The following is a 26,093-nucleotide window of genomic DNA, read 5'->3' as shown; positions in this document are numbered from 1 at the left end:
TCCCCGGCCGTACCGGAATTGGGGGAGGACGGGGCCCGCCTTGAACGCAGCGCATCCGGACCAGTACCCTCCGTGTCCCATGCGACAGAGACCCCTTCCAAGTGCCGCCTGGGGCAATCTTCCCTCGGAGCTCAGCCGGTTCGTCGGGCGGGGTGGCGAACTAGCCGGGCTGGAGCGGCTCCTGGAGTCCTCGCGGCTGGTGACGGTGACCGGCGTGGGCGGGGTGGGCAAGTCCCGGCTCGTGCTCGCGGCGGCCCGGGCCGCCGCCGAGGGAGCGCAGGAACGCTACTGCGACGGGGTCTGGCTGGCCGAGCTGGCCGCCGTACGGGATCCGGCGCTGCTGGAACTGGCCCTCGCCGAGGCGCTGGAGCTGACGGACCACACCACCCGGCCGCCCCGGACCGTCCTGGCCGAGCACCTGACCGGGCGCCGGCTGCTACTGGTCCTGGACGGCTTCGAGCAGCTGGTCGACGAGTGCGCCGACCTGGTGGGGGACCTGCTGCGCCGCTGCCCGGGCCTGCGCGTGCTCGCGGCGGGCCGGCGCCCGCTGGCCCTGGACGGGGAGCTGACCTTCCCGCTGGCCCCGCCCGCCCCGGAGGAGGCGCTGGACCTGCTGGTGGCGCGGGCGTCCGCGGCCGACCCCGCCTTCGCCGTGACTGCCGGGAACCGGGCGGCGCTGGTCGAGCTGTGCGCCCGCCTCGACGGGATCCCGCTCGCGCTGGAGCTGGCGGCGGCGCGGCTGCGGACGCTGCCCCCCGCGCAGGTGCTGGCCCGGCTGGAGGACCGCTTCGCGCTGCTGACGGGCGGTGCGCGCGGCGGGCTCGCCCGGCACCGGGCGCTGCGTACGGCCATCGGCTGGAGCCATGAGCTGTGCACGCCCGCGGAGCGGCTGCTGTGGGCGCGGCTGTCGGTGTTCGCGGGGCATTTCGACCTCGACGCCGTCGAATACGTGTGCGCGGGCCCGGACCTGCCGGTGGAGGACGTCCTGGACCTGGTCGGGGAGCTCCTGGCTCAGTCCCTGCTGGTCCGGGAGGAGACGCCCGCCGGGGTGCGCTTGCGGATGCTGGAGACCGTACGGGTGTACGGGGCGGGCTGGCTGCAGTCGCTGGGTGATGCCGGACGGCTGCGGCGGCGCCACCGGGACTGGTACGTGGGGCTGGCGACGTGGTGCGAGCTGGACTGGTTCAGCGCCCGGCAGCAGGAGGTGGCGGCGCTGGTGGAGACGGAGCTGGCGAACCTCCGGCTCGCCCTGGAGTGCTGCCTGGACGAGCCGGACGAGGCGCACCTGGGCCAGTACCTGGCGGGGACCCTGTGGTTCTACTGGGCGGGCTGCGGGCGCCTGACCGAGGGCCGGCACTGGCTGGACCGGGCCCTGGAGCCGCTGGACCAGGCGGCGTCGGAGTACGAGAGCTCGCGGCTGAAGGCCCTGTGGGTGCTGGGCTACGTCGCGGCCCTGCAGGGGGACGCGGCGGCCTCGATGAGCGCGCTGTACGAGTGCCGGGACGTGGCGGCGCAGAGCGGGAACCCGGTGGCGTCGGCCTACGCGGTCCACCGGATGGGCTGTCTGGCCCTGGTCTCGGACGACATGGCGCGGGCCCGGGAGCTGCTGGGCACCGCGCTGGAGCAGTACCGGGCGGCCGGCGAGCTGAACAGCAGCGTGCTGATGTGCCAGGTGGAGCTGGGGATGGCGCTGGCCTTCCTCGGTGACCTGCCGGGCGCGCTGGCGCTGTGCGGTGAGGTGCGGGAGATCTGTGAGGAGCGCGGGGAGCGCTGGACGAAGGCGTACGCCCTGTACGTCCTCGCGTACGCGGCCCTCGACGCGGGGCGTACGGAGGAGGCGCGGCGGCTGCTGACCGAGTGCGTGGCGATCAACCACGTCTTCCACGACCTGGTCGGGCTGGTGCTCGCGCTGGAGCTGCTCGCGCTGGTCACGGTCGCGGAGGGGGATGCGGCCGAGGCCGCGGTGCTCCAGGGCGCGGCGGAGCCGATGTGGGGCGGGGTGGGGCTGCAGCTGTTCGGCTCGGGGTACTTCAACGCCCCGCGGTTGAAGTGCCGGGAGCGGGCCTGCGAGCTGCTGGGCGCCGAGCGCTACGCGGCGTACGAGGCCGAGGGGCGGGAGCTGAGCCGTGAGGCGCTGGTCGGGCGGGCGCTGAGCAGTCCCGAGGAGCGCGGTGGCGGCGGGGTGCCCCGGCAGGCGGGCCGGCCGCGCGCCTCGCGGGTGCCGTCGACCCGCACGGCGGCGGACCAGCCGTAGCGCGGTGGCCCGGCCGCCGGGGAAACGGAAAACCCGCCGTCCCCCGGAGGGGACGGCGGGCTGACCAGTCGGTGAGACTAGGCCTGCATCAGCGGGCGTAGTACTCGACGACGAGCTGCTCGTCGCAGATGACCGGGATTTCCTTGCGGTTCGGGTCGCGGTCCAGGCGGAAGGCCAGGGCCTTCAGGTTGACCTGCAGGTAGCGCGGGGTCTCGCCCTCGCCTGCGTAGCCACCCTCGCGGGCAACCTGGAACGGAACCTTCTCGCGGCTGCGCTCGCGCACGGTGATGACGTCGTCCGGACGGACACGGAACGACGGCTTGTCGACCTTGTCACCGTTGACCTCGATGTGGCCGTGAACGACCATCTGGCGGGCCTGGTAGATGGTGCGGGCGATGCCCGAACGCAGGACCAGGGCGTCGAGGCGACGCTCGAGCTCGACGACCAGCGCCTCGCCCGTCTTGCCTTCGGCCTTCTTGGCGCGGTCGTACGCGCGGGCCATCTGACGCTCAGAGATGTCGTACTGAGCGCGCAGACGCTGCTTCTCCAGCAGACGAACCTTGTAGTCCGAGTTCTGCTTGCGGCCACGGCCGTGCTCGCCCGGCGGGTAGGGGCGGGCCTCGAAGTACTTGACGGCCTTCGGGGTCAGCGCAATGCCGAGGGCACGCGACTTCTTGACCTTGGGTCGCTTCTGGTTCACGGGGAACCTACCTCCATGTAAGTTAGGTGAGGCTTACCTTAGCGAGGAGGACGTAATGTCTCGACCACATGGGATCCCCCTGCCCAGTGCGCATCGAAGTTCAGATTCCAACGAAACGGAATCTGCTTTCGACGACGATAAGCAAGGTCAGCCGCGTCCCAGGGAAGGCGTTCGGCAGCTCACCGGAGCCGAACGCGTACGAACCCTCGTAGAGTCCAACGCCTCAGTATCCCTCACGCTGATCGGTGCTCGTGACAGTCACGATGCCGAGGAGTTCGGGACAGGGCTGCCGGTCGCACGGACCGTCACCCCGGACGGGGACGTGATTCTCCTTGTTTCCGGGGAATCCACGGCTGCCAGGGCAGCCGCTCACGCCCAGGACGACGACATCACGGCCGTGATCGAGATCACGGATGTGGCGCCGGTGTCCGTCCCACATCGTATCCGAGGCCGCGCCTGGCTGGCGGGGTGGCTGACACCGGTGCGCGGGGACGACCGCGCGGCCTGCGCCGCGCTGCTCGCGGAGCGGCAGCCGGTCGGCGAGCTGCTGGGCATGCGGGAGTCCCTCGACCCCCCGCACGCCGGCCGCCCGGCCTGGATGATGCTGCGCCTGGAGGTCGGCGAGATCTCGGTGGACGACCTGTGGGGCGCCGAGCACGTGGACCCGGACGACCTGGCCGCGGCGGAGCCGGACCCGATGGTCGCGCACGAGACGGAGCTGCTGCAGCACCTGCACGCCGCCCACGGCGACCGGCTCGGCGAGCTGTGCGGGCTGCTCGGCGCCCGCGAGGCCCGCGGCATGACCGCCGTCCCGCTCTCGCTGGACCGGCTGGGCCTGCGGGTCCGCTTCACCGGGGGCGCGGCCGGCTCCTTCGACGCCCGCTTCGACTTCCCGGAGCCGGTCGCGGACATCTGCGGCCTGCGCCGGGCGATGCACTCCCTGTTCTCGGCGGCCTCGTACTAGGGCCTCGTACTAGGCGGCGCAGGTGGCCGGCATGTCCTGGAGGGCGATCTTCTCCGGCGCCGTCACGGACAGGGCGCCGCAGGTCAGGAGCCGCCCCGGAGCCGCTCGCGGACCTTTTCCACCACATCCGCGTAGCGGGCCTCGGCTCCGTACCGCGTCGGCTCGTAGTACCGCTTGCCCTGGATCTCGTCCGGCGCGTACTGCTGCGCCGCGATCCCGCCCGGCACGTCGTGCGGGTACACGTACCCCTGCGCGTGCCCCAGTTTCGCCGCGCCCTTGTAGTGCCCGTCTCGCAGGTGCGCCGGAACCGAGCCCGCCAGTCCCGCCCGTACGTCGGCCAGGGCCGCGCCGATCGCGGTCGTGGCGGTGTTCGACTTCGGGGCCAGCGCCAGCGCGATCGTGGCGTGCGACAGGGTCAGCGCCGCCTCCGGGAAGCCGATCATCGCCACCGCCTGGGCCGCGGCCACCGCGATCGGCAGGGCCGTCGGGTCCGCCAGGCCGATGTCCTCGCTCGCGGAGATCATCAGGCGGCGCGCGATGAACCGGGGGTCCTCGCCGGCCTCGATCATCCGCGCCAGGTAGTGCAGCGCGGCGTCCACGTCCGAGCCGCGGATCGACTTGATCAGCGCGCTCGCCACGTCGTAGTGCTGGTCGCCGTCCTTGTCGTACCGGACCGCCGCACGGTCGACCGCCTCCTCCAGCGTCTGGAGGGTGATCTCGTCCTCGCCCTTGGCGATGGCCGACCCGGCACCGGCCTCCAGCGCCGTCAGCGCCCGCCGGGCGTCGCCGCCGGCGATCCGCAGCAGGTGCGCCTCGGCGTCCGCCGGGAGGGAGACGGCCCCGCCCAGGCCCCGCTCCTCGGTGAGCGCGCGCCGCATCAGCGCGCTCAGGTCCTCATCGGTCAGCGGTTCCAGCGTCAGCAGCAGCGAACGCGACAGCAGCGGGGAGATGATCGAGAAGTACGGGTTCTCGGTGGTGGCCGCGATCAGCGTCACCCAGCGGTTCTCGACGGCGGGGAGCAGCGAGTCCTGCTGCGCCTTGCTGAAGCGGTGGATCTCGTCGAGGAAGAGGACGGTCTCCTTGCCGTACCCACCGGCCGCGCGCTTGGCGCCCTCGATGACGGCGCGTACCTCTTTGACGCCGGCCGTGATCGCCGACAGTTCCACGAAACGCTTCTGCGTGGCCTGGCTGACCACGTACGCCAGCGTGGTCTTTCCGATGCCCGGCGGGCCCCAGAGGATCACCGACGAGGCACCGGCCGGGCCGCCCGCCCCTTCCTCGACCAGCCGTCGCAGGGGTGATCCGGGCTTCAGCAGGTGCTGCTGGCCGACGACCTCGTCCAGGGTGCGCGGGCGCATCCGGACGGCGAGCGGGGAGCTCGCGGGGTCCTTCTCCCGGCGGTCTTCGGCAGCGGCGGTGAACAGGTCTGGTTCCACACAGGAAGCCTAAGCGAGCCCACCGACAGGGCCGCCCGCCGTCAGGAGGTCCAGAAGTCCCACCAGCGGGTCAGGATCAGCATCCCGATGATCCCGACGTGCAGCACGGGCAGGACCCAGGTGAACTCGTCGAGGAAGGACCTGAGCCAGCCCGGGGCCGGCAGCAGCCCCTCGCGGACGTTGTGCGAGGTGACGTACCAGAACATGAAGATCGTGGCGACCCAGGCAAGGCAGCACCACAGGCAGAGCGAGTTGATGTTGTACAGCGACTGGTACATCAGCCAGGTGCAGAAGACGACGCCGAAGAGGGTGCCCGCGTTCAGCGTCAGCCAGTACCAGCGGCGGAACGAGGCTCCGGCCAGCAGGCTCATGCCGACGCAGATCACGATCCCGTAGGCGACGAGTCCGAGCATCGGGTTCGGGAAGCCGAAGGCCGACGCCTGGTCGCTCGTCATGATGTTGCCGCAGGAGACGATCGGGTTCAGGCTGCAGGCCGGCTTGAAGGTCGGGTCCTCCAGCAGCTTGAACTTGTCGATCGTGATCACCCAGGCGGCGAGCAGGCCCGCGGCTCCGGTGATGACCAGCAGCAGGGCCAGGGCCCGGCTTCCCCCGACGGTCCTGCCCCGGGCGGTGTCCGCGTCCGCACTTCGTGTCGTCATACCGCCCGCTCCACATCTGCAAGGTGATCAAGCACGGGCCATTGTGCCGTATGAGCCTGTGAACGGACGGGGCCGGGGAAATGTCCCCGGCCCCGCCCTGCGCACTCCCGTGCCGCCGCCGTCAGGCGAGCCGCGCCCGGACCGTGTCGACCAGCTCGGCGACGGGCACGGCCGTCTGCTCGCCGGACTCCATGTCCTTGAGCTGGACGACGCCCTCGGCGAGGTCGCGCTCGCCCGCGACCACCGTGAGCGGGGCCCCGGACCGGTTGGCGTTCTTCATGTGGCTCTTGAGGCCCTTGGACCCGTACGAGAAGTCGGCCGCCACGCCCGCCTTGCGCAGCTCGGTGACGGCCGCGAAGAGCACCTTCCGGGCCTCGTCGCCCATGGCGATCGCGAAGATGCTGGTCGTCGGCGGGATGTCCAGTTCGATGCCCTCGGCCTCGAGTGCCAGCACCGTGCGGTCCACGCCCAGTGCCCAGCCCACCGACGGCAGCGCCGGTCCGCCGATCATCTCGGACAGGCCGTCGTAGCGGCCGCCGCCGCCCACCGCGGACTGCGAGCCCAGACCGTCGTGGACGAACTCGAAGGTGGTCCGGGTGTAGTAGTCCAGCCCGCGCACCAGCTTCTCGTCGTCCTCGAAGACCACGCCCGCGGCCGTGATCAGCTCACGCACCTCCGCGTGGTACGCCTTGCACGCGTCGCACAGGTAGTCCTTCAGCATCGGCGCGCCGACCAGCTGCTTCTGCACGGCCTCGCGCTTGTCGTCGAGGACGCGCAGCGGATTGATTTCGGCGCGGCGCAGCGTCTCCTCGTCGAGGTCCAGGCCGCGGAGGAAGCCCTGGAGCGCCTCGCGGTAGACCGGACGGCACTGCGCGTCGCCCAGCGAGTTCAGCAGGATCCGGAAGTCGCGCAGGCCCAGCGAGCGGTAGGCCTGGTCGGCCAGGATGATCAGCTCGGCGTCCAGCGCCGGGTCCTCGGCGCCGATCGCCTCGGCTCCCACCTGCGAGAAGTGGCGGTAACGGCCCTTCTGCGGGCGCTCGTACCGGTAGTACGAGCCCGAGTACCAGAGCTTGACCGGCAGGCCGCCGGCCTTGTGCAGGTTGGCCTCCAGGGCCGCGCGCAGCACGGACGCGGTGCCCTCCGGGCGCAGCGCCAGGTTGGCCCCGCCCTTGGTCGTGAGGGTGTACATCTCCTTCGTCACGATGTCGGTGGACTCACCGACACCGCGGGCGAAGAGGTCCACGTCCTCAAAGCCGGGCGTCTCGACGTATCCGTACCCGGACTTCCGCAGCGGGCCGGAGATGGCCTCGCGGACCGCGAGGTACTTGGCCGAGTACGGCGGGATCAGGTCGTACGTGCCCTTGGGGGCCTTGAAAGTACTCACGAAACTCTCGTCACATTCCTCGTCGTGGAGCGGCGGTGCCGTCTCCGAGCCCGGCGGCGACCTCCCGCAGGTACGGGTTGGTCGCGCGCTCGCGGCCGATGGTGGTCTGGGGACCGTGGCCGGACAGCACCACGGTCGAGTCGTCGAGCGGCAGGCACACGCGGCCCAGCGACTCGAGGATCTCGGCGTGGGAGCCGCCGGGCAGGTCGGTGCGTCCGATGGAGCCGGCGAAGAGCAGGTCGCCCGAGAAGAAGACCGGCGGGACGTCGGCCAGCTCGGGCATCCGGAAGGTCACCGACCCCTTGGTATGCCCCGGCGCGTGCGCCACGGAGAATTCCATTCCGGCCAATTTCAGGGCGGCGCCGTCGGTCAGCTCGCGGACGTCGTCCGGCTCCCCCACGGTCAGCTCGCCCATGAGGGGCATCCCGATGGAGCGGCCGAGGGCCTTCTCCGGGTCGCTCATCATGTAGCGGTCCTCGGGATGGATCCAGGCCGGTACGTCGTGTGCTCCGCACACCGGGACCACCGAGGCCACATGGTCGATGTGGCCATGGGTCAGCACGACCGCGACGGGCTTGAGCCGATGCTTCTTCAGCGTCTCCTCGACACCCTGGGCGGCCTGATGGCCCGGGTCGATGATGACGCACTCCTCGCCGGCGGCGGGGGCGACCACGTAGCAGTTGGTGCCCCAAGCGCCTGCGGGGAACCCGGCAATCAGCACGTTCGTCCTCAATCGTCGTCCGTCGGGAGGCTGCAGACAGGAATCCTGCTGCTCAGAGCCTACCGGCGCCGCTCATTACACAGCGAACCCATATACGGTACGGCCTATCCCAGCCCGGACAGCAGTACCAGACACGTACAAGGAGACGACCCGGTGGTCACGAGCGATCAGCGACGGCGACAGCTCGCCAAGGAGAAGTACGAGCGCCAGCAGAAGCGCCGGGCCGAGGCCCGGCAGAAGTCGCGCCGGCGTGCGGCCGTGATCGGCGCGGCGGTGGCCGTGGTGGTCGCGACGCTGGTGGGCCTGGTCGTCGGCGGTGTCTTCGACAAGGACAAGAAGGACCAGGCCGCTGACCCGTCCGCGAGCCCGTCGGCCTCGGCGAGCGAGCCCGCGCCCAAGCAGTCCCCGTCGCCCGAGATGGCGATCGACCAGAAGGCGAAGTACACCTTCGCGCTGAAGACCAGCGCGGGTGACGTCAACTTCGCGATGGACGCTGCGAAGACCCCGCAGACCGTGAACTCCTTCAAGTCGCTCGCCGACAAGGGCTACTTCGACAACACCAAGTGCCACCGGCTGACGGCCGGCGGGATCTTCGTGCTCCAGTGCGGCGACCCCGAGGGCACCGGCCAGGGCGGCCCGGGCTACAACATCCCGGACGAGAACCTGGACGCCCTGGGCAAGGCCAACGAGCAGGGCCAGGTCGTCTACCCGGCCGGCACGGTGGCCATGGCCAACACGGGCCAGCCCGGCACGGGCGGCAGCCAGTTCTTCCTCGTCTACAAGGACAGCCCGCTGACGCCGACGTACACGCCGTTCGGCAAGATCGACGCGGCCGGTCTGAAGGTCCTGGAGGAGATCGCGAAGGCCGGTACGGTCGACGGCGGCCAGGACGGCGCGCCGAAGAACGAGGTCAAGATCGAGAAGGGCACGGTCACGCAGAACTGACGTGATGCGGCGACCCCGGGCCCGGCCGGCCCGCCGCCCGCACGCCGATATTCCGTCGTGCGGGATGCGGACAGCCGGCCCGGCGGTCGCCTATGTTGGCGTTGTGCAGGGCGGGCGCTGCCCGCCCCAGGAAACTGTGGACGATGCCCAGGGGGTGAACCCCTCGCAAGGCATCAGGTGGAGGAGGCGCTGTGAGCAGCGACCCGTGGGGCCGAGTCGACGAGACGGGCACCGTGTACGTGCGTACTTCCGAGGGCGAGCAGGTCGTCGGATCGTGGCAGGCCGGCACCCCTGAGGAGGCCCTGGCCTATTTCGAGCGCAAGTACGAGGGCCTGGTGGTCGAGATCGGCCTCCTCGAAAAGCGGGTGCGGACCACTGATCTGTCCGCCAAGGACGCCCAGACGGCGATCGACCACCTGCGCACGCAGGTCGACGAGCACCACGCCGTGGGTGACCTTGACGCCCTGCGCGTGCGGCTGGACAAGCTGGTCACGACCGTGGAGTCCCGGCGTGAGGAGCGCAAGGTAGCGAAGGCCAAGCAGACGGACGAGGCCCGTGCGGCCAAGGACGCGCTGGTCGTCGAGGCCGAGCAGCTGGCGCAGAGCGACCAGTGGCGCAGTGCCGGTGAGCGGCTGCGCGCCCTGGTGGACATCTGGAAGGGGCTGCCGCGCCTGGACCGCAAGTCGGACGACGAGCTGTGGCACCGGTTCTCCCACGCCCGCTCCGCCTTCTCCAAGCGCCGCAAGGCGCACTTCGCCTCGCTGGACGCGCAGCGCGAGGATGCCCGCAAGGTCAAGGAGAAGCTGGTCGCCGAGGCCGAGTCGCTGTCGAAGTCGACCGACTGGGGTCCGACGGCCGCCCGCTACCGCGAGCTGATGGCGGACTGGAAGGCGGCCGGCCGGGCGCAGCGCGAGTCCGAGGACGACCTGTGGAACCGTTTCCGCGGCGCCCAGGACGTGTTCTTCGCGGCGCGCAGCGAGGTCTTCGCGGAGCGTGACGCCGAGCAGATCGAGAACCTGAAGCTGAAGGAGGAGCTGGCCGACGAGGCCGAGAAGCTCGTCCCGATCACCGACCTGAAGGCGGCCCGTTCCTCGTTCCGCTCCCTCAACGAGCGCTGGGAGGCCGTCGGCCACGTGCCGCGGGACGCCCGGCCGAAGGTCGAGGGCCGCATGCACTCGGTCGAGCGGGCGATCCAGGAGGCCGAGGAGGGCGAGTGGCGTCGTACGAACCCGGAGGCGCGGGCCCGGGCGGCCGGTCTGACGGGTCAGCTGCAGGCGGCGGTCGACAAGCTGCGCGAGCAGGTCGACGCGGCGCGCGCGGCGGGCAACAACGCCAAGGCCGACAAGCTCTCGCGTGAGCTGGAGGGCCGCCAGGCCCTGCTGGACCAGGCGCTGAAGGGCCTGGAGGAGTTCGGCGGCTGATCGGCGGCCGGTCTTCGGCGGCCGGTCAGTCCGGCCGCCGGGTACGTGCGAGGGCCCCGGTACGGATCTCCGTACCGGGGCCCTCGTGCGTGTTACGGCCTGCGGGCCGAGGTGACGCGGTAGACGTCGTAGACGCCCTCGACGCCCCGGACGGCCTTCAGGACGTGCCCCAGGTGCTTGGGGTCGCCCATCTCGAAGGTGAACCGGGAGGTGGCCACCCGGTCGCGGGAGGTCTGAACGGCCGCCGACAGGATGTTGACGTGCTGGTCCGAGAGGACCCGCGTGACGTCCGACAGCAGCCGGGACCGGTCCAGCGCCTCGACCTGGATGGCGACGAGGAAGACCGAGGACTGGGTGGGCGCCCACTCGACCTCCAGCATCCGCTCGGGCTCCTGGGAGAGGGAGTCCACGTTGACGCAGTCCGCGCGGTGAACCGATACGCCGCTGCCGCGCGTGACGAACCCGACGATCGGGTCGCCCGGCACGGGGGTGCAGCAGCGGGCCAGTTTGACCCACACGTCGTCGACGCCCTTGACGACGACACCCGGGTCGGCGTTGCTGCGCCGCTTGCGGCCGCGCGCGGGCGGGATCGATTCCTCGATGTCCTCGTTGGCCGCCTCCTCGCCGCCGAGGGCCGCCACCAGCTTCTGTACGACGCCCTGCGCGGCCACGTGGCCCTCGCCGATCGCCGCGTACAGGGAGGAGATGTCGGGATAGCGCATCTCGTGCGCGAGGGTGACGAGCGAGTCGCCGGTGAGGATGCGCTGGATCGGCAGGTTCTGCTTGCGCATGGCCCGCGCGATGGCGTCCTTGCCGTGCTCGATGGCCTCGTCGCGGCGCTCCTTGGAGAACCAGGCGCGGATCTTGTTGCGGGCCCGCGGGGACTTGACGAAGCCGAGCCAGTCGCGGGACGGGCCCGCGCCCTCGGCCTTGGAGGTGAAGACCTCGACCAGGTCGCCGTTGTCGAGCGTGGACTCCAGCGGGACGAGCCGGCCGTTGACCCTGGCCCCTATCGTCCGGTGGCCGACCTCGGTGTGGACGGCGTACGCGAAGTCCACGGGGGTGGCACCGGCGGGCAGCGCGATGACGTCGCCCTTGGGGGTGAAGACGAAGACCTCGTTGCGGGAGAGGTCAAAGCGCAGCGAGTCGAGGAACTCGCCCGGGTCCTCGGTCTCCTTCTGCCAGTCCAGCAGCTGGCGCAGCCAGGCCATGTCGTTGACCGTGTCCTGGCCGGCGCTGCCCTTGGCGGCCTGCGGGACGTCGGTGCGGACCTTGGAGGTGCCCGCGACGGTCTGCTGCTTGTACTTCCAGTGCGCGGCGATGCCGTACTCGGCGCGGCGGTGCATGTCGAAGGTGCGGATCTGCAGCTCGACCGGCTTGCCGCTGGGTCCGATGACCGTCGTGTGGAGCGACTGGTACATGTTGAACTTGGGCATCGCGATGTAGTCCTTGAACCGGCCGGGGACCGGGTTCCATCGCGCGTGCACGGTGCCCAGGGCCGCGTAGCAGTCCCGGACGGTGTCGACGAGGACGCGAATGCCCACCAGGTCGTAGATCTCCGCGAAGTCACGGCCGCGGACGATCATCTTCTGGTAGACGCTGTAGTAGTGCTTCGGGCGGCCCGTGACGGTGGCCTTGATGCGGGCGGCCCTGAGGTCGACCTGCACCTCGTCGGTGACGACGGCGAGGTACTCGTCGCGCTTGGGCGCACGCTCGGCGACCAGGCGCACGATCTCGTCGTACATCTTCGGGTAGAGGATCGCGAAGGAGAGGTCCTCGAGTTCCCACTTGATCGTGTTCATGCCCAGCCGGTGTGCCAGCGGGGCGTAGATCTCGAGGGTCTCGCGGGCCTTCTTCTCCTGCTTCTCCCGCTTGAGGTAGCGCATGGTGCGCATGTTGTGCAGCCGGTCGGCGAGCTTGATCACCAGGACGCGCGGGTCCTTGGCCATCGCCACGACCATCTTGCGGACGGTCTCGGCCTGGGCGGCCTCGCCGAACTTCACCCGGTCGAGCTTGGTGACGCCGTCGACGAGCAGGGCCACGGCGTCACCGAAGTCGCGGCGCAGGTCCTCGAGGCCGTACTCGGTGTCCTCGACGGTGTCGTGGAGCAGACCGGCCATGAGGGTGGCCGGATCCATGCCGAGCTCGGCGAGGATGGTGGTCACCGCGAGCGGGTGGGTGATGTACGGGTCGCCGCTCTTGCGCTTCTGGCCACGGTGCCAGCGCTCGGCCACCTGGTAGGCCTGTTCGAGCTGGCGCAGCGTCGACGTCTCGATCTTCGGGTCGTTGCTGCGCACTATGCGGAGCAGTGGCTCCAGTACCGGGTTGTACGGGTTCGAGCGCTGCACGCCGAGCCGGGCGAGACGGGCGCGCACCCGGTTGGAGGACCCGGCGGACTTCGCCGGCGCGGGCTTGACCGGCGGCACCGGCTGCACCGGCGCGGTCGGCGGGGCCGGCGGGGGCGTGGCGGGGGCCGCCGTGGCCGGTTCGGCCTGCGGGTCGGGCTGCGCGGCGGAGATTGGCTGGACCTCGTCTGGCAAGAGCGCTCCTCAGCGGATCCGGTGCCCGTGTCCGGTCCGGACAACCCATGGTAGCGAGGGTTGCGCCACCCCGTTCCCCGAGCCTGCGCCTCGACCGTTGCGGGTGCGGGTCCGCTCCTGTGGCTCCGCCCCAGACCCCGCGCCTCGACGGCGTTCGAGGCGCGGGGGTGCGGGGGGCCCCGCAGCGGCGCCGCACGCGAGAGCGGCGGGCACCCGGGGTGTCCCGGATACCCGCCGCTCGACAGGTGAAGAGGTCAGACCACGATCAGCGCGTCCAGCGGAGCCCCGTCCAGGGCGGGCGCCAGCTTGGCCCGGCCCGGGAGGAACGACAGCTCCATCAGGACCGCCACGCCGGCGACCTGCGCGCCGGCCCGCCGGATCAGCGAGAGCGAGGCCTCCGCGGTACCACCGGTGGCCAGCACGTCGTCGATGACCATGACCCGGTCACCGGCCGACAGGTCCTCCGCGTGGACCTCGATCTCCGCGGTGCCGTACTCCAGCTCGTACGACTGCGCGAGCGTCGCGCCCGGCAGCTTCCCGGCCTTGCGCACCGGCACGAAGCCGATCCCGGCCTGCACGGCGACCGGAGCCGCGAGGATGAACCCGCGCGCCTCCAGCCCGACGATCTTCGTCGCGCCGTACCGCCCGGCCAGCTCCACCAGCGTGTCCGTCAGCGCGGCGAACGCCTTGGGGTCCGCCAGCAGCGGGGTGATGTCCTTGAACATCACGCCCGGCTTCGGGTAGTCCGGCACGTCCTTGATCCGGCTGACCAGCAGGTCCCGTACGTCCTCGGACAGCGGCGCGGTCAACGCCGCCGCCCCGACCGGCCCTGCGCCACGACCTGCGGCTCGTCCTCGGCCTCGTGGCCGTCGTCCGGCGACTCGCCCTTGGCCACCGCGGCCGCCCGCTTGGCGAGCACCCGCTTCTTGAGCGCCTTCATCGCCGGCTCGCGCTCCTTGAGGTCGACGACCAGCGGGGTCGCGATGAAGATCGAGGAGTACGCACCGGCCGCGAGGCCGACGAACAGCGACAGCGAGATGTCGTTGAGCATGCCCGCGCCCAGGAAACCGCCGCCGATGAACAGCAGGGCACCGACCGGGAGCAGCGCCACGACCGTGGTGTTGATCGAACGGACCAGGGTGCCGTTGATGCTGCGGTTGGCGACCTCGCTGTACGTCCAGCGGGTCTGCTTCGTGATGTCCTTCGAGCCCTCCTTCAGACCGTCGAAGACGACGACGGTGTCGTAGAGGGAGTAACCGAGGATCGTCAGCAGACCGATGACCGTGCCCGGGGTGACCTCGAAGCCGACGAGCGCGTACACGCCGACGGTGATGGTGAGGTCGTGGATCAGGGCGATGAGCGCCGCGATCGCCATGCGCCACTCGAAGGCGATGGCCAGGTAGATCACCACGAGGACCATGAAGACGCCGAGGCCGGTCCACGCCTTGCTGGCGATCTGCTCGCCCCAGCTGGGACCGACCAGGTCGGCGTTGATGCCGGCCTGGTCGACCTTGAGGTCAGTGGCGAGCTGCTTCTTCACGTCGGTGGCGGCGTCGGTGTCCACACCCGAGATCTGGATGCGCAGACCGCCGGTGCCGAGCTCCTGGACGATCGCGTCGTGGCCGGAGGCCTTCTCCGCGAACTCCCGGGCCCTGGGCTCCGAGACGGCCGTCTTCGGGGTGGTGAAGACCGCGCCACCCTTGAACTCGATGCCCATGTTGAGGCCCTGGACGGCCAGGGCGACGATCGCCGTGATGGTGATCAGGATGGAAACGCCGTACCAGAGAAAGCGCTTGCCGACGAAGTCGTAGCCGACCTCACCGCGGTACAGCTTGGCGCCGAGATCTCCCAGCTTCGACATCTCTCACGCCTCCTTTGCGTCGACGGGGGCGGGGGCGGGACCGGTACGGCGGGACCGGCGCAGCGGAGGCTTGGCGCCCAGCCGCTTCGGGTCCAGCCCGGACCACGGGTGACCGCTGGCGAAGAACTTCGTGCGCGCCAGCAGCGTCATGATCGGCTTGGTGAAGAGGAACACCACGACCACGTCGAGCAGGGTGGTAAGACCCAGTGTGAAGGCGAAGCCCTGGACCTTGCCGACGGTGACGATGAACAGCACCGCGGCGGCCAGGAACGACACGAAGTCGGAGACCAGGATCGTGCGGCGGGCGCGCGGCCAGGCACGCTCGACGGCCGGGCGCAGGGTGCGGCCCTCGCGGATCTCGTCCCGGATGCGCTCGAAGTACACGATGAACGAGTCCGCCGTGATACCGATCGCCACGATCGCACCGCAGACGGCGGGCAGGTTCAGCGCGAACCCGATGCCCTTTCCGAGCAAGGCCATGATCGTGTAGGTCAGGATCGCGGAGACCAGGAGGCTGACGATGGCGACGAACGCCAGGCCCCGGTAGTACACCAGCAGGTAGATCACCACGAGCAGCAGGCCGATGGCACCGGCGATCAGGCCGGCCTTCAGCTGCTCCCCGCCGAGCGCGGCGGTGACGGTGGTGACGCTGTCCTCGCTGAAGGAGAGCGGCAGGGCGCCGTACGAGAGCATGTTGCCCAGGTCCTGCGCGGACTGCTGGGTGAAGCCGCCGGAGATCTCGGCGTTGCCACCGGTCAGCGCCTGGCTCACGGACGGGTCGGAGATGACCCGGCCGTCGAGCACGATCGCGAACTGGTTCTGCGGCATCTGCTTGGTGGCCAGCTCACCGGTGATCTTGGCGAACTTGTCGGCGCCCTTGTCGGTGAACTGCATGGTGACGATCCACTGGCCGCGCTGGGGGTCGATGACTCCCTTGGCTTCCTTCACGTCCTGGCCGTTGACCTGGGCCGGGCCGAGCACCCACTTGCCCCAGGCCTCGCCGCGCTGGCCACAGGCGAGCATCGGCTCCTCGGGCTTGGCGCCCTTGCCGGCGGCGGCGCGCTGCGCCTCGTCGTTGCAGTCCAGCGCCGCGAACTTGGCCTGGAGGTCCGCAGCGGCGGCCTCGTCGCCGGTCGGCGGTGCCGAGGCGGAGGCCGAGGGCGACGGCGCCTTGGTGTCGTCTGCCTTCTTCGACTCGCTCGCCTTGGGCGAGGGAGTGGGGGCGGCCGGGGCCTTGAGGGCCTCACTGAGCGCGCGGCCCTGGGAAGTGGCCCTGGACGACGGGGCGGCCGAGGGGCTGGTCTTGCCGTCACCGGCCTTGGGAGCCTCGGAGCCGCTCGTGGAGGGGCTCGGGCTCGGGGTGCCCTCGGGGGCGGCCGGGGCGCCGTCCGCGAAGGCGATGACCGGGCGGAAGTACAGCTGGGCGGTGGTACCGACCTGCTCGCGCGCCTGCTGCTCGTTCGTCCCCTTGGGGATGTTCACGATGATGTGGTCGCGGCCCTGCGTCTGGACCTCGGCCTCGGACACGCCGAGACCGTTGACACGGCGCTCGATGATGCCGACCGCCGTGTTCATGTTCGTCTCGTTGATCGCGTCCGGCTTCCCGGGCTCGCTCTTGGCCTTGAGCGTGATGCTCGTGCCGCCCGCGAGGTCGATGCCCAGCCTGGGAGTCGTCTGCTTCGTGAGGAACATCCCCGCGGTGAGCGCCACCATCGCGATCAGGATGATCGCCAGGGCACGCCCCGGCCTCCCCTGAGCCCCCGTGGGCCGCCGGCCCTTCTTCGGTGCTGCCACCTTGTCGTTTCTCCCTGTCCAACCGTCCCGCGCCGGGTCAGCGCGCGGACGGCCACGAAATGTGTGGTGGGGACCCCTGCCCCCCGCAGAAGTGTCACAGACGGGGACCGTGCCGGTCGCCGGTCGGGCGCCTCCACGGTCCCCCGCCGAGCGCTACTTCGCGCCGGCCTCGCCGTCGGACTTGCCGTCCTTGGGCTCGTCGTCGCCCTTGGGCGCGTCCTCGTCCTTCTTGCCCAGGTCGAGCTTGGGAGCCTCGTCCTCGTCCTTGGTGAGGTCCGTCTTCGGAGCCTCGGTCAGCGAGGAGGCGTCGTCCGGGACGACCGGCGTGTCGGTCGTCGCGTCGTCGCTGACGCCGTGGACGATGCGGTTGTACTCCGCGTCCTCGAGAACGGCGCCGATGGAGTTCTTCGCGAAGATCGCGTGGACGCCGGGAGCCACCTCAAGGGTGACCGTGTCGTCACCGATCTCCTTCACCGTGGCGTACATGCCGCCGATGGTGCGGACCCCGGTGCCGGGCGTCATCTGGTCGCGCATCTGCGCGGCTGCCTGCTGCTTCTTCTTCGCGGAGCGGGTCATCAGGAACATCGCCCCGATGAGCACGATGAACGGGAGGAGTGTCACGAGATTCACGGGACGGAGATCCTTCGCACGACCGCACGCGGACGGCGGCCTTTTCTACGGGGGTGGGCACACCGACCCGAAGGGTCGGCATCGGCGGAGTCTAGGCGAGTCCGCACCGATGGAACAACGCCCAGCATGGCACCGCAGTTCCTGAGGGGTCGAACCTCCGCGCCGTCAGGCCCCGAACAAGCCCTGTTGTCCGCTTGATCCATTCCCGCCGTGCTGCGGCGGTACGAGTCCCAGGTGAGCCCATGCGGCAGGCGTCGCCACCCGCCCCCTGGGCGTGCGCGCGAGCAGCCCCTCTCGGACCAGGAACGGCTCCGCGACCTCCTCCACGGTCTCCCGCTCCTCACCGACGGCCACGGCGAGGGTGGACAGGCCCACCGGGCCGCCGCCGAACAGCTTGAGCAGTGCCTCGAGAACGGCCCGATCCAGTCGGTCGAGGCCGCGCCCGTCCACCTCGTACACCTGGAGGGCGGTACCGGCGACCTCGCGGTTGATCACACCGTCCGCCCGGACCTGGGCGTAGTCGCGGACGCGGCGCAGCAGGCGGTTGGCGATGCGCGGGGTGCCGCGGGAGCGTCCGGCGATCTCCGCGGCGCCGGCGGTGTCGATCTCCACGTCGAGGAGGCGGGCGGAGCGGTGGATGACGCGTTCCAGCTCCTCGGGGGCGTAGAACTCCATGTGCCCCGTGAAGCCGAAGCGGTCCCGCAGCGGCGGGGGCAGCAGACCGGCCCGGGTGGTGGCGCCGACCAGGGTGAAGGGCGGCAGCTCCAGCGGGATCGCGGTGGCCCCGGGCCCCTTGCCGACGATCACGTCGACGCGGAAGTCCTCCATGGCCATGTAGAGCATCTCCTCGGCGGGCCGGGACATGCGGTGGATCTCGTCGAGGAAGAGGACCTCGCCCTCCTGGAGGGAGGAGAGGATCGCGGCGAGGTCGCCGGCGTGCTGGATGGCGGGGCCGGAGGTGATGCGGATGGGCGCGCCCATCTCGGCCGCGATGATCATGGAGAGGGTGGTCTTGCCGAGGCCGGGCGCGCCGGAGAGCAGGACGTGGTCGGCCGTGGCGCCGCGCTGGCGGGCTGCCTTGAGGACGAGGTCCAGCTGCTGGCGGACCTTCTCCTGGCCGACGAACTCCCCGAGGTCCTTGGGCCGCAGCGCCGCCTCGACGGCGGTGTCCTCACCGTCGGCGGCGGCAGCCACGATCCGGTCGTCGCTCTCGTCATCCCAGTTCACGCTGTCAGTCTGCCTTCTCGGTGGTGGAGCAGTTCGTCGGACCCCTCGGGGCCCCTCCGGGCGCTGCCCGGTCCCGCGCTCAACGGGCCCCGTCGGCGTTCGAGCCGCGGGGCCCGGGGCCCGAGCCCCGGGGGCGGCGCCGCAGGGGGCGCCGCCCGGGCGGTCAGCGGGCCCGGTTCAGGGACTGCAGAGCCGCCCGCAGGAGCTGCGGCACGGGCGCGGAGCCCCCGGCGGCGATGGCCGCCTCGGCCTGCGGTGTCACGGCCGAGACCGCGTCCTCCGCGTCGCGCGCGGCGTACCCGAGGCCGATCAGCGCGGCCGACAGCTGCTCGGTCCAGGGGGCGGGCCCGGCGGCCGCGGCACGCTGGGCGCCGACCAGGCCGCTGCTGCCCAGCGGTGCCCCCAGCTTGCCCTTCAGTTCGAGGAGCAGCTTCTGCGCGCCCTTCTTGCCGATGCCCGGCACCGCCACCAGCGCCTTCTCGTCCCCCGTGGAGACCGCCAGCCGCAGCGCGTCCGGGCTGTGCACCCCGAGCATGGCCTGCGCGAGCCTCGGCCCGACCCCGCTGGCGGTCTGCAGGATCTCAAAGACCTGCCGCTCGTCGTCGTCGGCGAAGCCGTACAGGGTCAGCGAGTCCTCCCGTACGACCAGGGAGGTCGCGAGCCGGGCCTGTTCCCCCGTGCGCAGGCCGGCGATGGTGTTCGGGGTGCAGTGCACGGCCATGCCCACTCCCCCGACCTCGATCACGGCAAGGGTGGGTGCGAGTGCGGCGACGGGGCCGCTGACGAAGGCGATCATCGGGTACGGCCTTTCGAGGCGTGCAGAGCGACCGCCTGCTGGAGGCGGTTCTGGGCGGGGGCCCGCCAGATGTGGCAGATGGCGAGGGCGAGGGCGTCGGCGGCGTCCGCGGGCTTGGGCGGTGCGTCCAGCCTCAGCAGCCGGGTCACCATCGCGCCGACCTGGGCCTTGTCGGCCCGGCCGCTGCCGGTGACGGCGGCCTTGACCTCGCTGGGGGTGTGCAGGGCGACCGGTATGCCGCGGCGGGCGGCGCACAGCATCGCGACGGCGCTCGCCTGGGCGGTGCCCATCACGGTGCTGACGTTGTGCTGGCTGAACACCCGCTCCACGGCCACGACTTCGGGCCTGTGCGTGTCGAGCCATTCCTCGATGCCCTGCTCGATGACGACGAGCCGGTGGCCCAACTCGGCGTCCGCGGGCGTCCGTACGACCCCCACGCCGAGCATGGTCAGGGGGCGGCCGGCGACACCCTCGACGACGCCGACGCCGCACCGCGTCAGGCCCGGGTCCACACCGAGTACGCGCACGCCACCCCTCCTTCGCCTGTCAGTGCGTGCAGGCTAACCGCTGGCACTGACAAAGCGGCGGGCCGGCGGGGTGTGTCCCCGCCGGCCCGCCGCTGATGCCCGATCAGGCGTCGACCTTCTCCATGACCTCGTCCGAGACGTCGAAGTTGGCGAAGACGTTCTGCACGTCGTCGCTGTCCTCCAGCGCGTCGATCAGCTTGAAGATCTTGCGCGCGCCCTCTTCGTCCAGCTCTACCTGCATGGTCGGCAGGAAGTTGGAGTCGGCCGAGTCGTAGTCGATACCGGCGGCCTGGAGCGCGGTGCGGACCGCGACCATGTCGGTGGCCTCACTGATGATCTCGAAGCTCTCGCCGAGGTCGTTGACCTCTTCGGCACCGGCGTCGAGCACCGTCTCCAGGACGTCGTCCTCGGAGAGCTCGCCCTTGGGCAGCAGGACGACACCCTTGCGGTTGAACAGGTACGAGACCGAGCCCGGGTCGGCCATCGAGCCGCCGTTGCGGGTCATGGCGACGCGCACGTCGGACGCGGCACGGTTGCGGTTGTCGGTGAGGCACTCGATGAGCACCGCGACGCCGTTCGGACCGTAGCCCTCGTACATGATCGTCTCGTAGTCGGCGCCGCCGGCCTCGAGACCACCGCCGCGCTTGACCGCGGAGTCGATGTTCTTGTTCGGTACCGAGCTCTTCTTGGCCTTCTGGATGGCGTCGAAGAGCGTCGGGTTGCCGTCGATGTCGGCACCGCCCATACGGGCGGCGACCTCGATGTTCTTGATCAGCTTCGCGAAGAGCTTGCCGCGCTTGGCGTCAACCACGGCCTTCTTGTGCTTCGTCGTAGCCCATTTAGAGTGGCCGGACATCTGCCTGTCTCCTTCGCGTCACCAACAATGTTCGCCTCAGATCCTACCGGGACGCCGTTACAGCCCTGCGCGCACCATGTCGACGAAGTACGCGTGAACGCGGTCGTCTCCGGTCAGCTCGGGGTGGAAGGAGGTCGCCAGGACGTTGCCCTGGCGCACGGCGACGGTGTGGCCCTCGTACGTGGCGAGCACCTCGGCGGCGCCGCCGACGGACTCGACCCAGGGGGCGCGGATGAAGACGCCCTCGACCGGTCCGTCCGCTATGCCCGCGAAGTCGATCTTCGCCTCGAAGGACTCGTTCTGGCGGCCGAACGCGTTGCGGCGGACGATCATGTCGATGCCGCCCAGGGTCTCCTGGTCCTCACGGCCGTCCAGGAGCTTGTCCGCCAGCATGATCATGCCGGCGCAGGTGCCGTACACGGGCATGCCGGCTGCCACGCGCTCGCGCAGCGGCTCCAGCATGCCGAACAGCACCGCGAGCTTCGACATGGTGGTGGACTCGCCGCCGGGGATCACCAGGGCGTCGACCTCGGCGAGCTCCTCGGGACGCCGGACCGGCCTGGCCACGGCGTCCGCCGCGGCCAGGGCGATCAGGTGCTCCCGTACGTCGCCCTGAAGGGCCAGGACTCCAATGACGGGTGTGGTCATATCCGACTACCAGCCGCGGTTGGCGTAGCGCTCGGCCTCGGGGAGGGTGTCGCAGTTGATGCCGACCATGGCCTCGCCCAGGTTGCGGGAGGCGTCCGCGATGATCTTCGGGTCGTCGTAGAAGGTGGTGGCCTTCACGATGGCGGCGGCACGCTTGGCCGGGTCGCCCGACTTGAAGATGCCGGAGCCGACGAAGACGCCCTCGGCGCCGAGCTGGCGCATCAGCGCGGCGTCGGCCGGGGTGGCGACGCCACCGGCGGAGAACAGCACGACCGGGAGCTTGCCGAGCTCGGCAACTTCCTTGACGAGCTCGTACGGGGCGCGCAGCTCCTTGGCGGCGGCGAACAGCTCGTTGTTGTCGTAGCCGCGCAGGCGGGCGATCTCGTTCTTGATCTGACGCAGGTGGCGGACGGCCTCGACCACGTTGCCGGTACCGGCCTCGCCCTTCGAGCGGATCATGGCCGCGCCCTCGGCGATGCGGCGCAGGGCCTCGCCCAGGTTGGTGGCGCCACAGACGAAGGGGGTGGTGAACGCCCACTTGTCGGAGTGGTTGACCTCGTCGGCCGGGGTCAGGACCTCGGACTCGTCGATGTAGTCGACACCGAGGGACTGCAGGACCTGGGCCTCGACGAAGTGGCCGATGCGGGACTTGGCCATGACCGGGATCGAGACGGCCTCGATGATCTCTTCGATCATGTTCGGGTCGGACATGCGCGCGACGCCGCCGTCCTTGCGGATGTCGGCCGGGACCCGCTCGAGGGCCATGACGGCCACGGCGCCGGCGTCCTCGGCGATCTTCGCCTGCTCGGCGTTGACCACGTCCATGATCACGCCGCCCTTGAGCTGCTCGGCCATGCCGCGCTTGACGCGCGAGGTGCCGATCGCCGACTCGGCGGACTGGGGGGAGGTGGGAAGCGTGCTCACGGATTGACCTCACTCGAAAGGAAGACGGGGTACTGCTCGTACTACTCGGCTGAGGAAACCCCAGGAGACCAGTCCACTACAAGGGCCAATGTGGAGCCTGTGGCTCCTTGATTTGTCCCTCGCGGCCCTTGGGCAGCCCTGGACACCCCCTAGGCCGGGCGATCCGCAAGATCCACCGGAGGCTCGTCGTCCATTTCGAAGGCGAGCGGGAAGGGCGCGTGCCCGGCCAGTCTGAACCAGCGGACCTTGCGATGCCTGCGCAGCGCGCGGGCGGCCCGTACCGAGTCGTTGAGGAAGCGCCGCGCCATGGGCACCCGGCGGACGGCCGCCGCCAGCTCCTCGGTGGCCTCCGCCCCGCCGGGGGCCGCCTTCAGCACGTCGACCTGCTCGGCATCGGCGAAGACCGCCCGCAGCGCCTGGCTGAGCTCGCTCTCGGCCACCTCGCGGTGCTCCTCCTCGGCCTGCCGGGCGCCGTGCGCGGCCTCGTACAGCACCAGGGAGGAGGCGGGGTCGAGCACCCCGGAGGTGGCCACCTCCAGCACGACGGAGGCCCGCCGTACGAGCTGCGCGTCGAGCGCGGCCCGCGCGGCGTCCATCCGCGAGTGCAGCCGGTCGAGCCGGCCGGCGGTCCAGCTGAGGTAGACCCCGATGACTCCGAGAGCCAGGGCGATCCAGACAAGGGTTTCGATCACGCTGCGCGACCCTACCGCTCCGCGCGCCCCCGCCCCCCATCGGCCCCGGCCGGTCCGCCCCGGGACCCCTGGGGTCCGGGGGCGGCACTACCCGGCGTCGCGGGAGAAGCCCAGGCGGGTGCGGAGGGGGACGCGTTCGTCCGTCGCCACCGCCGCCGCGCCGTCCGTGACCGTTTCGTAGACGGCCAGGATGTCCGCGCCGACCGTGGACCAGTCGAAGCGGCGGACGTGCGCCGAGCCGCGGGTGCTGAGCTCGGCACGGCGGTCCGGGTCGCGGAGCAGGGTGATCGCCGCCGTGGCCAGGGCGTCCGCGTTCTCGTTCGCGAAGAGGTCGCCCGCCCCGCCCTGGTCCAGGACCTGCGCGAAGGCGTCCAGGTCCGACGCGAGGACCGCCGCCCCCGCCGACAGGGCCTCGACCAGGATGATGCCGAAGCTCTCGCCGCCGGTGTTCGGCGCGACGTACACGTCGACGCTGCGCAGCAGCCGCGCCTTGTCCTCGTCCGAGACCATGCCGAGGAACTCGACGCGGGAGCGCAGCTCCGCCGGGAGGGTGGCCACCGCCTCCTCCTCGTCACCGCGGCCCGCGACGAGCAGCCGTACGTCCGGGCAGGCCTCCGCGATCTTCGGGAACGCGGCCATCAGCACCGGCAGGCCCTTGCGCGGCTCGTCGATGCGGCCGATGAAGCCCAGCGTCTGCCCGGACCAGTCCGGGTTGGGCTCGGCCTTGGCGAAGAAGTCCACGTCGACGCCGTTGGGGATGACGACCGCGTCGCCGCCGAGGTGCTCCACGAGCGTGCGCCGCGCGTACTCGCTCACCGCGATGCGCGCGCTGATCTTCTCCAGGGCCGGCTGCAGGATCGGGTACGCCGCGATCATCGCCCGGGACCGGGGGTTCGAGGTGTGGAAGGTCGCCACGATCGGCCCCTGCGCCGCCCAACAGGACAGCAGTCCCAGCGAGGGCGAGGCCGGCTCGTGGATGTGGATCACGTCGAAGGTGCCGTCGTGGAGCCAGCGGCGCACCCGCGCCGCCGATAGGAAACCGAAGTTCAGCCGGGCCACCGAGCCGTTGTACGGGACCGGCACCGCCCGTCCCGCCGAGACCACGTACGGCGGCAGCGGGGTCTCGTCGTCCGCCGGGGCGAGCACCGACACCTCGTGGCCGAGCCGGATCAGGTGCTCCGCCAGGTCCCGGATGTGGAACTGGACGCCACCCGGCACGTCCCACGAGTACGGGCACACGATGCCGATCTTCACTACGGGCGCTCCCCCTGGTCGGCCAGATCGTCCAGCCACAGCCGCTGCAGCATGTGCCAGTCCTCCGGGTGCTCGGCGATGCCCCACGCGAAGGCGTCCGCCACCGCCTGCGTCATCACGGCGGTCTTCTCGATCCGGGTCCCGGTCTTCGGTACCTCCACCTCGGGGTGTATCCGGCCGTACATCTTCGGCGTGTCGCCGTAGTGCATGGTCGCCGGGAGCAGGACCGCACCGGTCTGCTGGGCCAGCAGCGCCGGGCCGGCCGGCATGCGCGCCGTGGAGCCGAAGAAGTCCACCTCGATCCCGGAGGCCGACAGGTCCCGGTCCGCGACCAGGCAGACCAGGCCGCCGGAGCGCAGCCGGCGGGCGAGGGTGCCGAAGGCGGCTCCGCCGCTGTGCGGCAGGACCTCCATGCCCAGGCTCTCCCGGTAGGCCACGAACCGGTCGTAGAGGCTCTCGGGCTTGAGCCGCTCGGCGACCGTGGTGAAGGGCACCCCGATGTGGCCGATGGCCCAGGCCCCGGCGAGGTCCCAGTTGGCGAGGTGCGGCAGCGCCACGACGACCCCGCGCCCGGAGGCGAGGGCCTCGCGCAGCAGGTGCTCGTCCTTGAACTCGACATCCGTGCCGAAGCGCTCCGGGTCCATGGTCGGCAGCCGGAAGGACTCCATCCAGTACCGCATGTAGGAGCGCATGCCCGCCTGCGACAGCTCGCGCAGCCGCTGCGGACCCGCGTCGGGCACGACCCGGGCCAGATTCGACTCCAGCCGCAGCACGCTCTTGCCGCGCCGCTTCCACGCCAAGTCGGCGATCCGCCGGCCCAGGGCCACGGCGGCCGGCTCGGGCAGCTTCTTGACCCCGGCCCAGCCGAGCCCGTAGAGCCCGTCGACCAGCTTGTCCTGCATGGCGCCCATCAGGCCGCGCCACCCTCGGCGGCGGCCGCGGCGTCGGCCTCGGCCGATTCACGGCGTACGGTGACCACCCGCTGGATCAGCGTGACGAGCGAGCCCGCGGCCACCACCCACAGGGCGATCGGCAGCAGCACCCCGATCCAGGAGGGCACCCCGAAGGTCTGCAGCCCGGACAGGCCGGCCGCGACCAGCGAGATCACCAGGCGTTCGGCGCGCTCGATGAGCCCGTTGACGGCGACCGGCAGCCCGATCGCCTCGCCGCGGGCCTTGGTGTACGAGACCACCTGGCCGCTGGCCAGGCAGAAGATCGCCACCGCGCACAGGACGTTGTCGTGGCCGCCGCCCGCGTACCAGAGGGCGAGTCCGCCGAAGATGGCCGCGTCGGCCACCCGGTCGAGGGTGGAGTCGAGGAACGCGCCCCATCGGCTGGAGACCCCGGCCTGGCGGGCCATGTTCCCGTCCACCAGGTCGGAGAAGACGAAGAGGGTGATGGTGATCGTGCCCCAGAAGAACTCGCCCCGGGGGAAGAAGACCAGCGCTCCCGCCACCACTCCGGCCGTGCCGATCAGGGTGACCGCGTCCGGACTCACCCCCCGCCGGAGCAGAAAAGCGGCGAATGGCGTGAGAACACGCGTGAAGAATGCACGCGCGTACTTGTTCAGCATGGCCTTCCCGGAGGGTCGCTGGGCCGCACGGCCACCACGGCCACCGGCTGGCCCATCGTAGCCAGCGCGCCACCGCGCGGACGCCGCGCACCCACCGGTTCGTGTCACGTAAGACGTACTTCACGTCCCGGACCGCCTCCGGTGGGCCCCGGCCACGTCCCCGGTACGACGTATGGACGTGATGTGACACCAGTGCAAAGCTCGAAGAATCCCGCATTCCTCCTCCGGGGAAGGGCCGGGAACACCGATCCGGACACCGATCCACCCACCACCCCACCCTCCTCACC

24 protein-coding genes are annotated in these 26,093 nt (G+C 71.0%); 4 read left to right on the top strand and 20 right to left on the bottom strand.

Annotated elements, in window-relative coordinates:
• The first annotated feature begins 79 nt into the window (after positions 1-79).
• Entirely contained in the window at positions 80-2,254 is a 2,175-nt protein-coding gene (locus tag ACGFZK_RS22035; protein ID WP_393850574.1) for an ATP-binding protein, read from the top strand.
• 88 nt (positions 2,255-2,342) lie between these two features.
• Here ACGFZK_RS22035 and rpsD read toward each other — a convergent pair whose 3' ends face one another.
• Entirely contained in the window at positions 2,343-2,954 is a 612-nt protein-coding gene (gene rpsD / locus ACGFZK_RS22030) for a 30S ribosomal protein S4 (RefSeq protein ID WP_008740451.1), read from the bottom strand.
• A 241-nt stretch (positions 2,955-3,195) separates the two neighbouring features.
• On the opposite strand from rpsD, the gene ACGFZK_RS22025 reads away from it, so the two are divergent.
• Positions 3,196-3,918: a DUF2470 domain-containing protein gene (locus ACGFZK_RS22025; RefSeq protein ID WP_393850683.1), complete on the top strand. Its 723-nt coding sequence runs from the start codon at positions 3,196-3,198 to the stop codon at positions 3,916-3,918.
• Positions 3,919-4,001: 83 nt separating this feature from the next.
• On the opposite strand, the gene ACGFZK_RS22020 is transcribed toward ACGFZK_RS22025, so the two are convergent.
• The 4 genes from ACGFZK_RS22020 to ACGFZK_RS22005 form a co-directional block, all read right to left on the bottom strand.
• Positions 4,002-5,354, bottom strand: coding sequence for a replication-associated recombination protein A (locus ACGFZK_RS22020; RefSeq protein ID WP_393850573.1), 1,353 nt, complete (start codon positions 5,352-5,354; stop codon positions 4,002-4,004).
• Between the two features lie 41 nt (positions 5,355-5,395).
• Positions 5,396-6,013, bottom strand: a complete 618-nt coding sequence (locus ACGFZK_RS22015) for a vitamin K epoxide reductase family protein (protein ID WP_393850572.1) — start codon at positions 6,011-6,013, stop codon at positions 5,396-5,398.
• Between the two features lie 121 nt (positions 6,014-6,134).
• Positions 6,135-7,397, bottom strand: a complete 1,263-nt coding sequence (gene hisS, locus ACGFZK_RS22010; RefSeq protein ID WP_393850571.1) for a histidine--tRNA ligase — start codon at positions 7,395-7,397, stop codon at positions 6,135-6,137.
• 10 nt (positions 7,398-7,407) lie between these two features.
• Positions 7,408-8,118: an MBL fold metallo-hydrolase gene (locus ACGFZK_RS22005; RefSeq protein ID WP_393850570.1), complete on the bottom strand. Its 711-nt coding sequence runs from the start codon at positions 8,116-8,118 to the stop codon at positions 7,408-7,410.
• A gap of 153 nt (positions 8,119-8,271) precedes the next feature.
• Between ACGFZK_RS22005 and ACGFZK_RS22000 the strand changes: the two genes are divergently transcribed.
• Both ACGFZK_RS22000 and ACGFZK_RS21995 read left to right on the top strand, forming a co-directional pair.
• Entirely contained in the window at positions 8,272-9,063 is a 792-nt protein-coding gene (locus ACGFZK_RS22000) for a peptidylprolyl isomerase (RefSeq protein ID WP_393850569.1), read from the top strand.
• 191 nt (positions 9,064-9,254) lie between these two features.
• Positions 9,255-10,484: a DUF349 domain-containing protein gene (locus ACGFZK_RS21995; RefSeq protein WP_393850568.1), complete on the top strand. Its 1,230-nt coding sequence runs from the start codon at positions 9,255-9,257 to the stop codon at positions 10,482-10,484.
• Positions 10,485-10,576: 92 nt separating this feature from the next.
• On the opposite strand, the gene ACGFZK_RS21990 is transcribed toward ACGFZK_RS21995, so the two are convergent.
• The 15 genes from ACGFZK_RS21990 to pgsA all read right to left on the bottom strand — a co-directional run bounded on the left by ACGFZK_RS21990 (position 10,577) and on the right by pgsA (position 25,806).
• Positions 10,577-13,024 (bottom strand): RelA/SpoT family protein, encoded by a 2,448-nt coding sequence (locus ACGFZK_RS21990; protein WP_393850567.1) that lies wholly within the window; start codon positions 13,022-13,024, stop codon positions 10,577-10,579.
• 254 nt (positions 13,025-13,278) lie between these two features.
• Positions 13,279-13,833: an adenine phosphoribosyltransferase gene (locus tag ACGFZK_RS21985; RefSeq protein WP_393850566.1), complete on the bottom strand. Its 555-nt coding sequence runs from the start codon at positions 13,831-13,833 to the stop codon at positions 13,279-13,281.
• The gene (secF, locus tag ACGFZK_RS21980; RefSeq protein WP_393850565.1) at positions 13,830-14,885 is read right to left on the bottom strand and encodes a protein translocase subunit SecF; all 1,056 of its coding nucleotides are present in this window, start codon (positions 14,883-14,885) and stop codon (positions 13,830-13,832) included. The genes ACGFZK_RS21985 and secF overlap by 4 nt, the downstream gene beginning before the upstream one ends.
• A gap of 3 nt (positions 14,886-14,888) precedes the next feature.
• A complete protein-coding gene (gene secD, locus ACGFZK_RS21975) occupies positions 14,889-16,679 on the bottom strand; it encodes a protein translocase subunit SecD (RefSeq protein ID WP_393850564.1) in 1,791 nt (596 codons plus the stop codon).
• Between the two features lie 153 nt (positions 16,680-16,832).
• A complete protein-coding gene (gene yajC / locus ACGFZK_RS21970; protein ID WP_393850563.1) occupies positions 16,833-17,309 on the bottom strand; it encodes a preprotein translocase subunit YajC in 477 nt (158 codons plus the stop codon).
• Between the two features lie 165 nt (positions 17,310-17,474).
• Positions 17,475-18,536: a Holliday junction branch migration DNA helicase RuvB gene (ruvB, locus tag ACGFZK_RS21965; RefSeq protein ID WP_393850562.1), complete on the bottom strand. Its 1,062-nt coding sequence runs from the start codon at positions 18,534-18,536 to the stop codon at positions 17,475-17,477.
• A 163-nt stretch (positions 18,537-18,699) separates the two neighbouring features.
• Positions 18,700-19,332 carry a Holliday junction branch migration protein RuvA gene (gene ruvA, locus ACGFZK_RS21960; RefSeq protein ID WP_393850561.1) on the bottom strand — a complete coding sequence of 211 codons (633 nt, stop codon included), beginning with the start codon at positions 19,330-19,332 and terminating at the stop codon, positions 18,700-18,702.
• Positions 19,329-19,859 (bottom strand): crossover junction endodeoxyribonuclease RuvC, encoded by a 531-nt coding sequence (gene ruvC / locus ACGFZK_RS21955; protein ID WP_393850560.1) that lies wholly within the window; start codon positions 19,857-19,859, stop codon positions 19,329-19,331. Before ruvC ends, ruvA begins: the two co-directional genes overlap by 4 nt.
• A 103-nt stretch (positions 19,860-19,962) precedes the next feature.
• Positions 19,963-20,715: a YebC/PmpR family DNA-binding transcriptional regulator gene (locus ACGFZK_RS21950; protein ID WP_030765687.1), complete on the bottom strand. Its 753-nt coding sequence runs from the start codon at positions 20,713-20,715 to the stop codon at positions 19,963-19,965.
• Positions 20,716-20,772: 57 nt separating this feature from the next.
• Positions 20,773-21,363 (bottom strand): pyridoxal 5'-phosphate synthase glutaminase subunit PdxT, encoded by a 591-nt coding sequence (gene pdxT / locus ACGFZK_RS21945; protein WP_393850559.1) that lies wholly within the window; start codon positions 21,361-21,363, stop codon positions 20,773-20,775.
• Positions 21,364-21,369: 6 nt separating this feature from the next.
• Positions 21,370-22,287 carry a pyridoxal 5'-phosphate synthase lyase subunit PdxS gene (pdxS, locus tag ACGFZK_RS21940; protein ID WP_030706266.1) on the bottom strand — a complete coding sequence of 306 codons (918 nt, stop codon included), beginning with the start codon at positions 22,285-22,287 and terminating at the stop codon, positions 21,370-21,372.
• Between the two features lie 149 nt (positions 22,288-22,436).
• Positions 22,437-22,979 (bottom strand): hypothetical protein, encoded by a 543-nt coding sequence (locus ACGFZK_RS21935; RefSeq protein ID WP_393850558.1) that lies wholly within the window; start codon positions 22,977-22,979, stop codon positions 22,437-22,439.
• An 87-nt stretch (positions 22,980-23,066) separates the two neighbouring features.
• A complete protein-coding gene (locus ACGFZK_RS21930; protein ID WP_393850557.1) occupies positions 23,067-24,233 on the bottom strand; it encodes a glycosyltransferase family 4 protein in 1,167 nt (388 codons plus the stop codon).
• A complete protein-coding gene (locus tag ACGFZK_RS21925; RefSeq protein WP_393850556.1) occupies positions 24,233-25,144 on the bottom strand; it encodes a phosphatidylinositol mannoside acyltransferase in 912 nt (303 codons plus the stop codon). The genes ACGFZK_RS21930 and ACGFZK_RS21925 overlap by 1 nt, the downstream gene beginning before the upstream one ends.
• Positions 25,144-25,806 carry a phosphatidylinositol phosphate synthase gene (pgsA, locus tag ACGFZK_RS21920; RefSeq protein ID WP_393850555.1) on the bottom strand — a complete coding sequence of 221 codons (663 nt, stop codon included), beginning with the start codon at positions 25,804-25,806 and terminating at the stop codon, positions 25,144-25,146. The genes ACGFZK_RS21925 and pgsA overlap by 1 nt, the downstream gene beginning before the upstream one ends.
• Between the last annotated feature and the right edge of the window lie 287 nt (positions 25,807-26,093).

Source organism: Streptomyces sp. NPDC048257 (assembly GCF_043201855.1).
GTDB lineage: Bacteria > Actinomycetota > Actinomycetes > Streptomycetales > Streptomycetaceae > Streptomyces.
The sequence above is the reverse complement of the archived record's forward strand: the minus strand, read 5'-3'. Positions and strand labels throughout refer to the sequence as shown.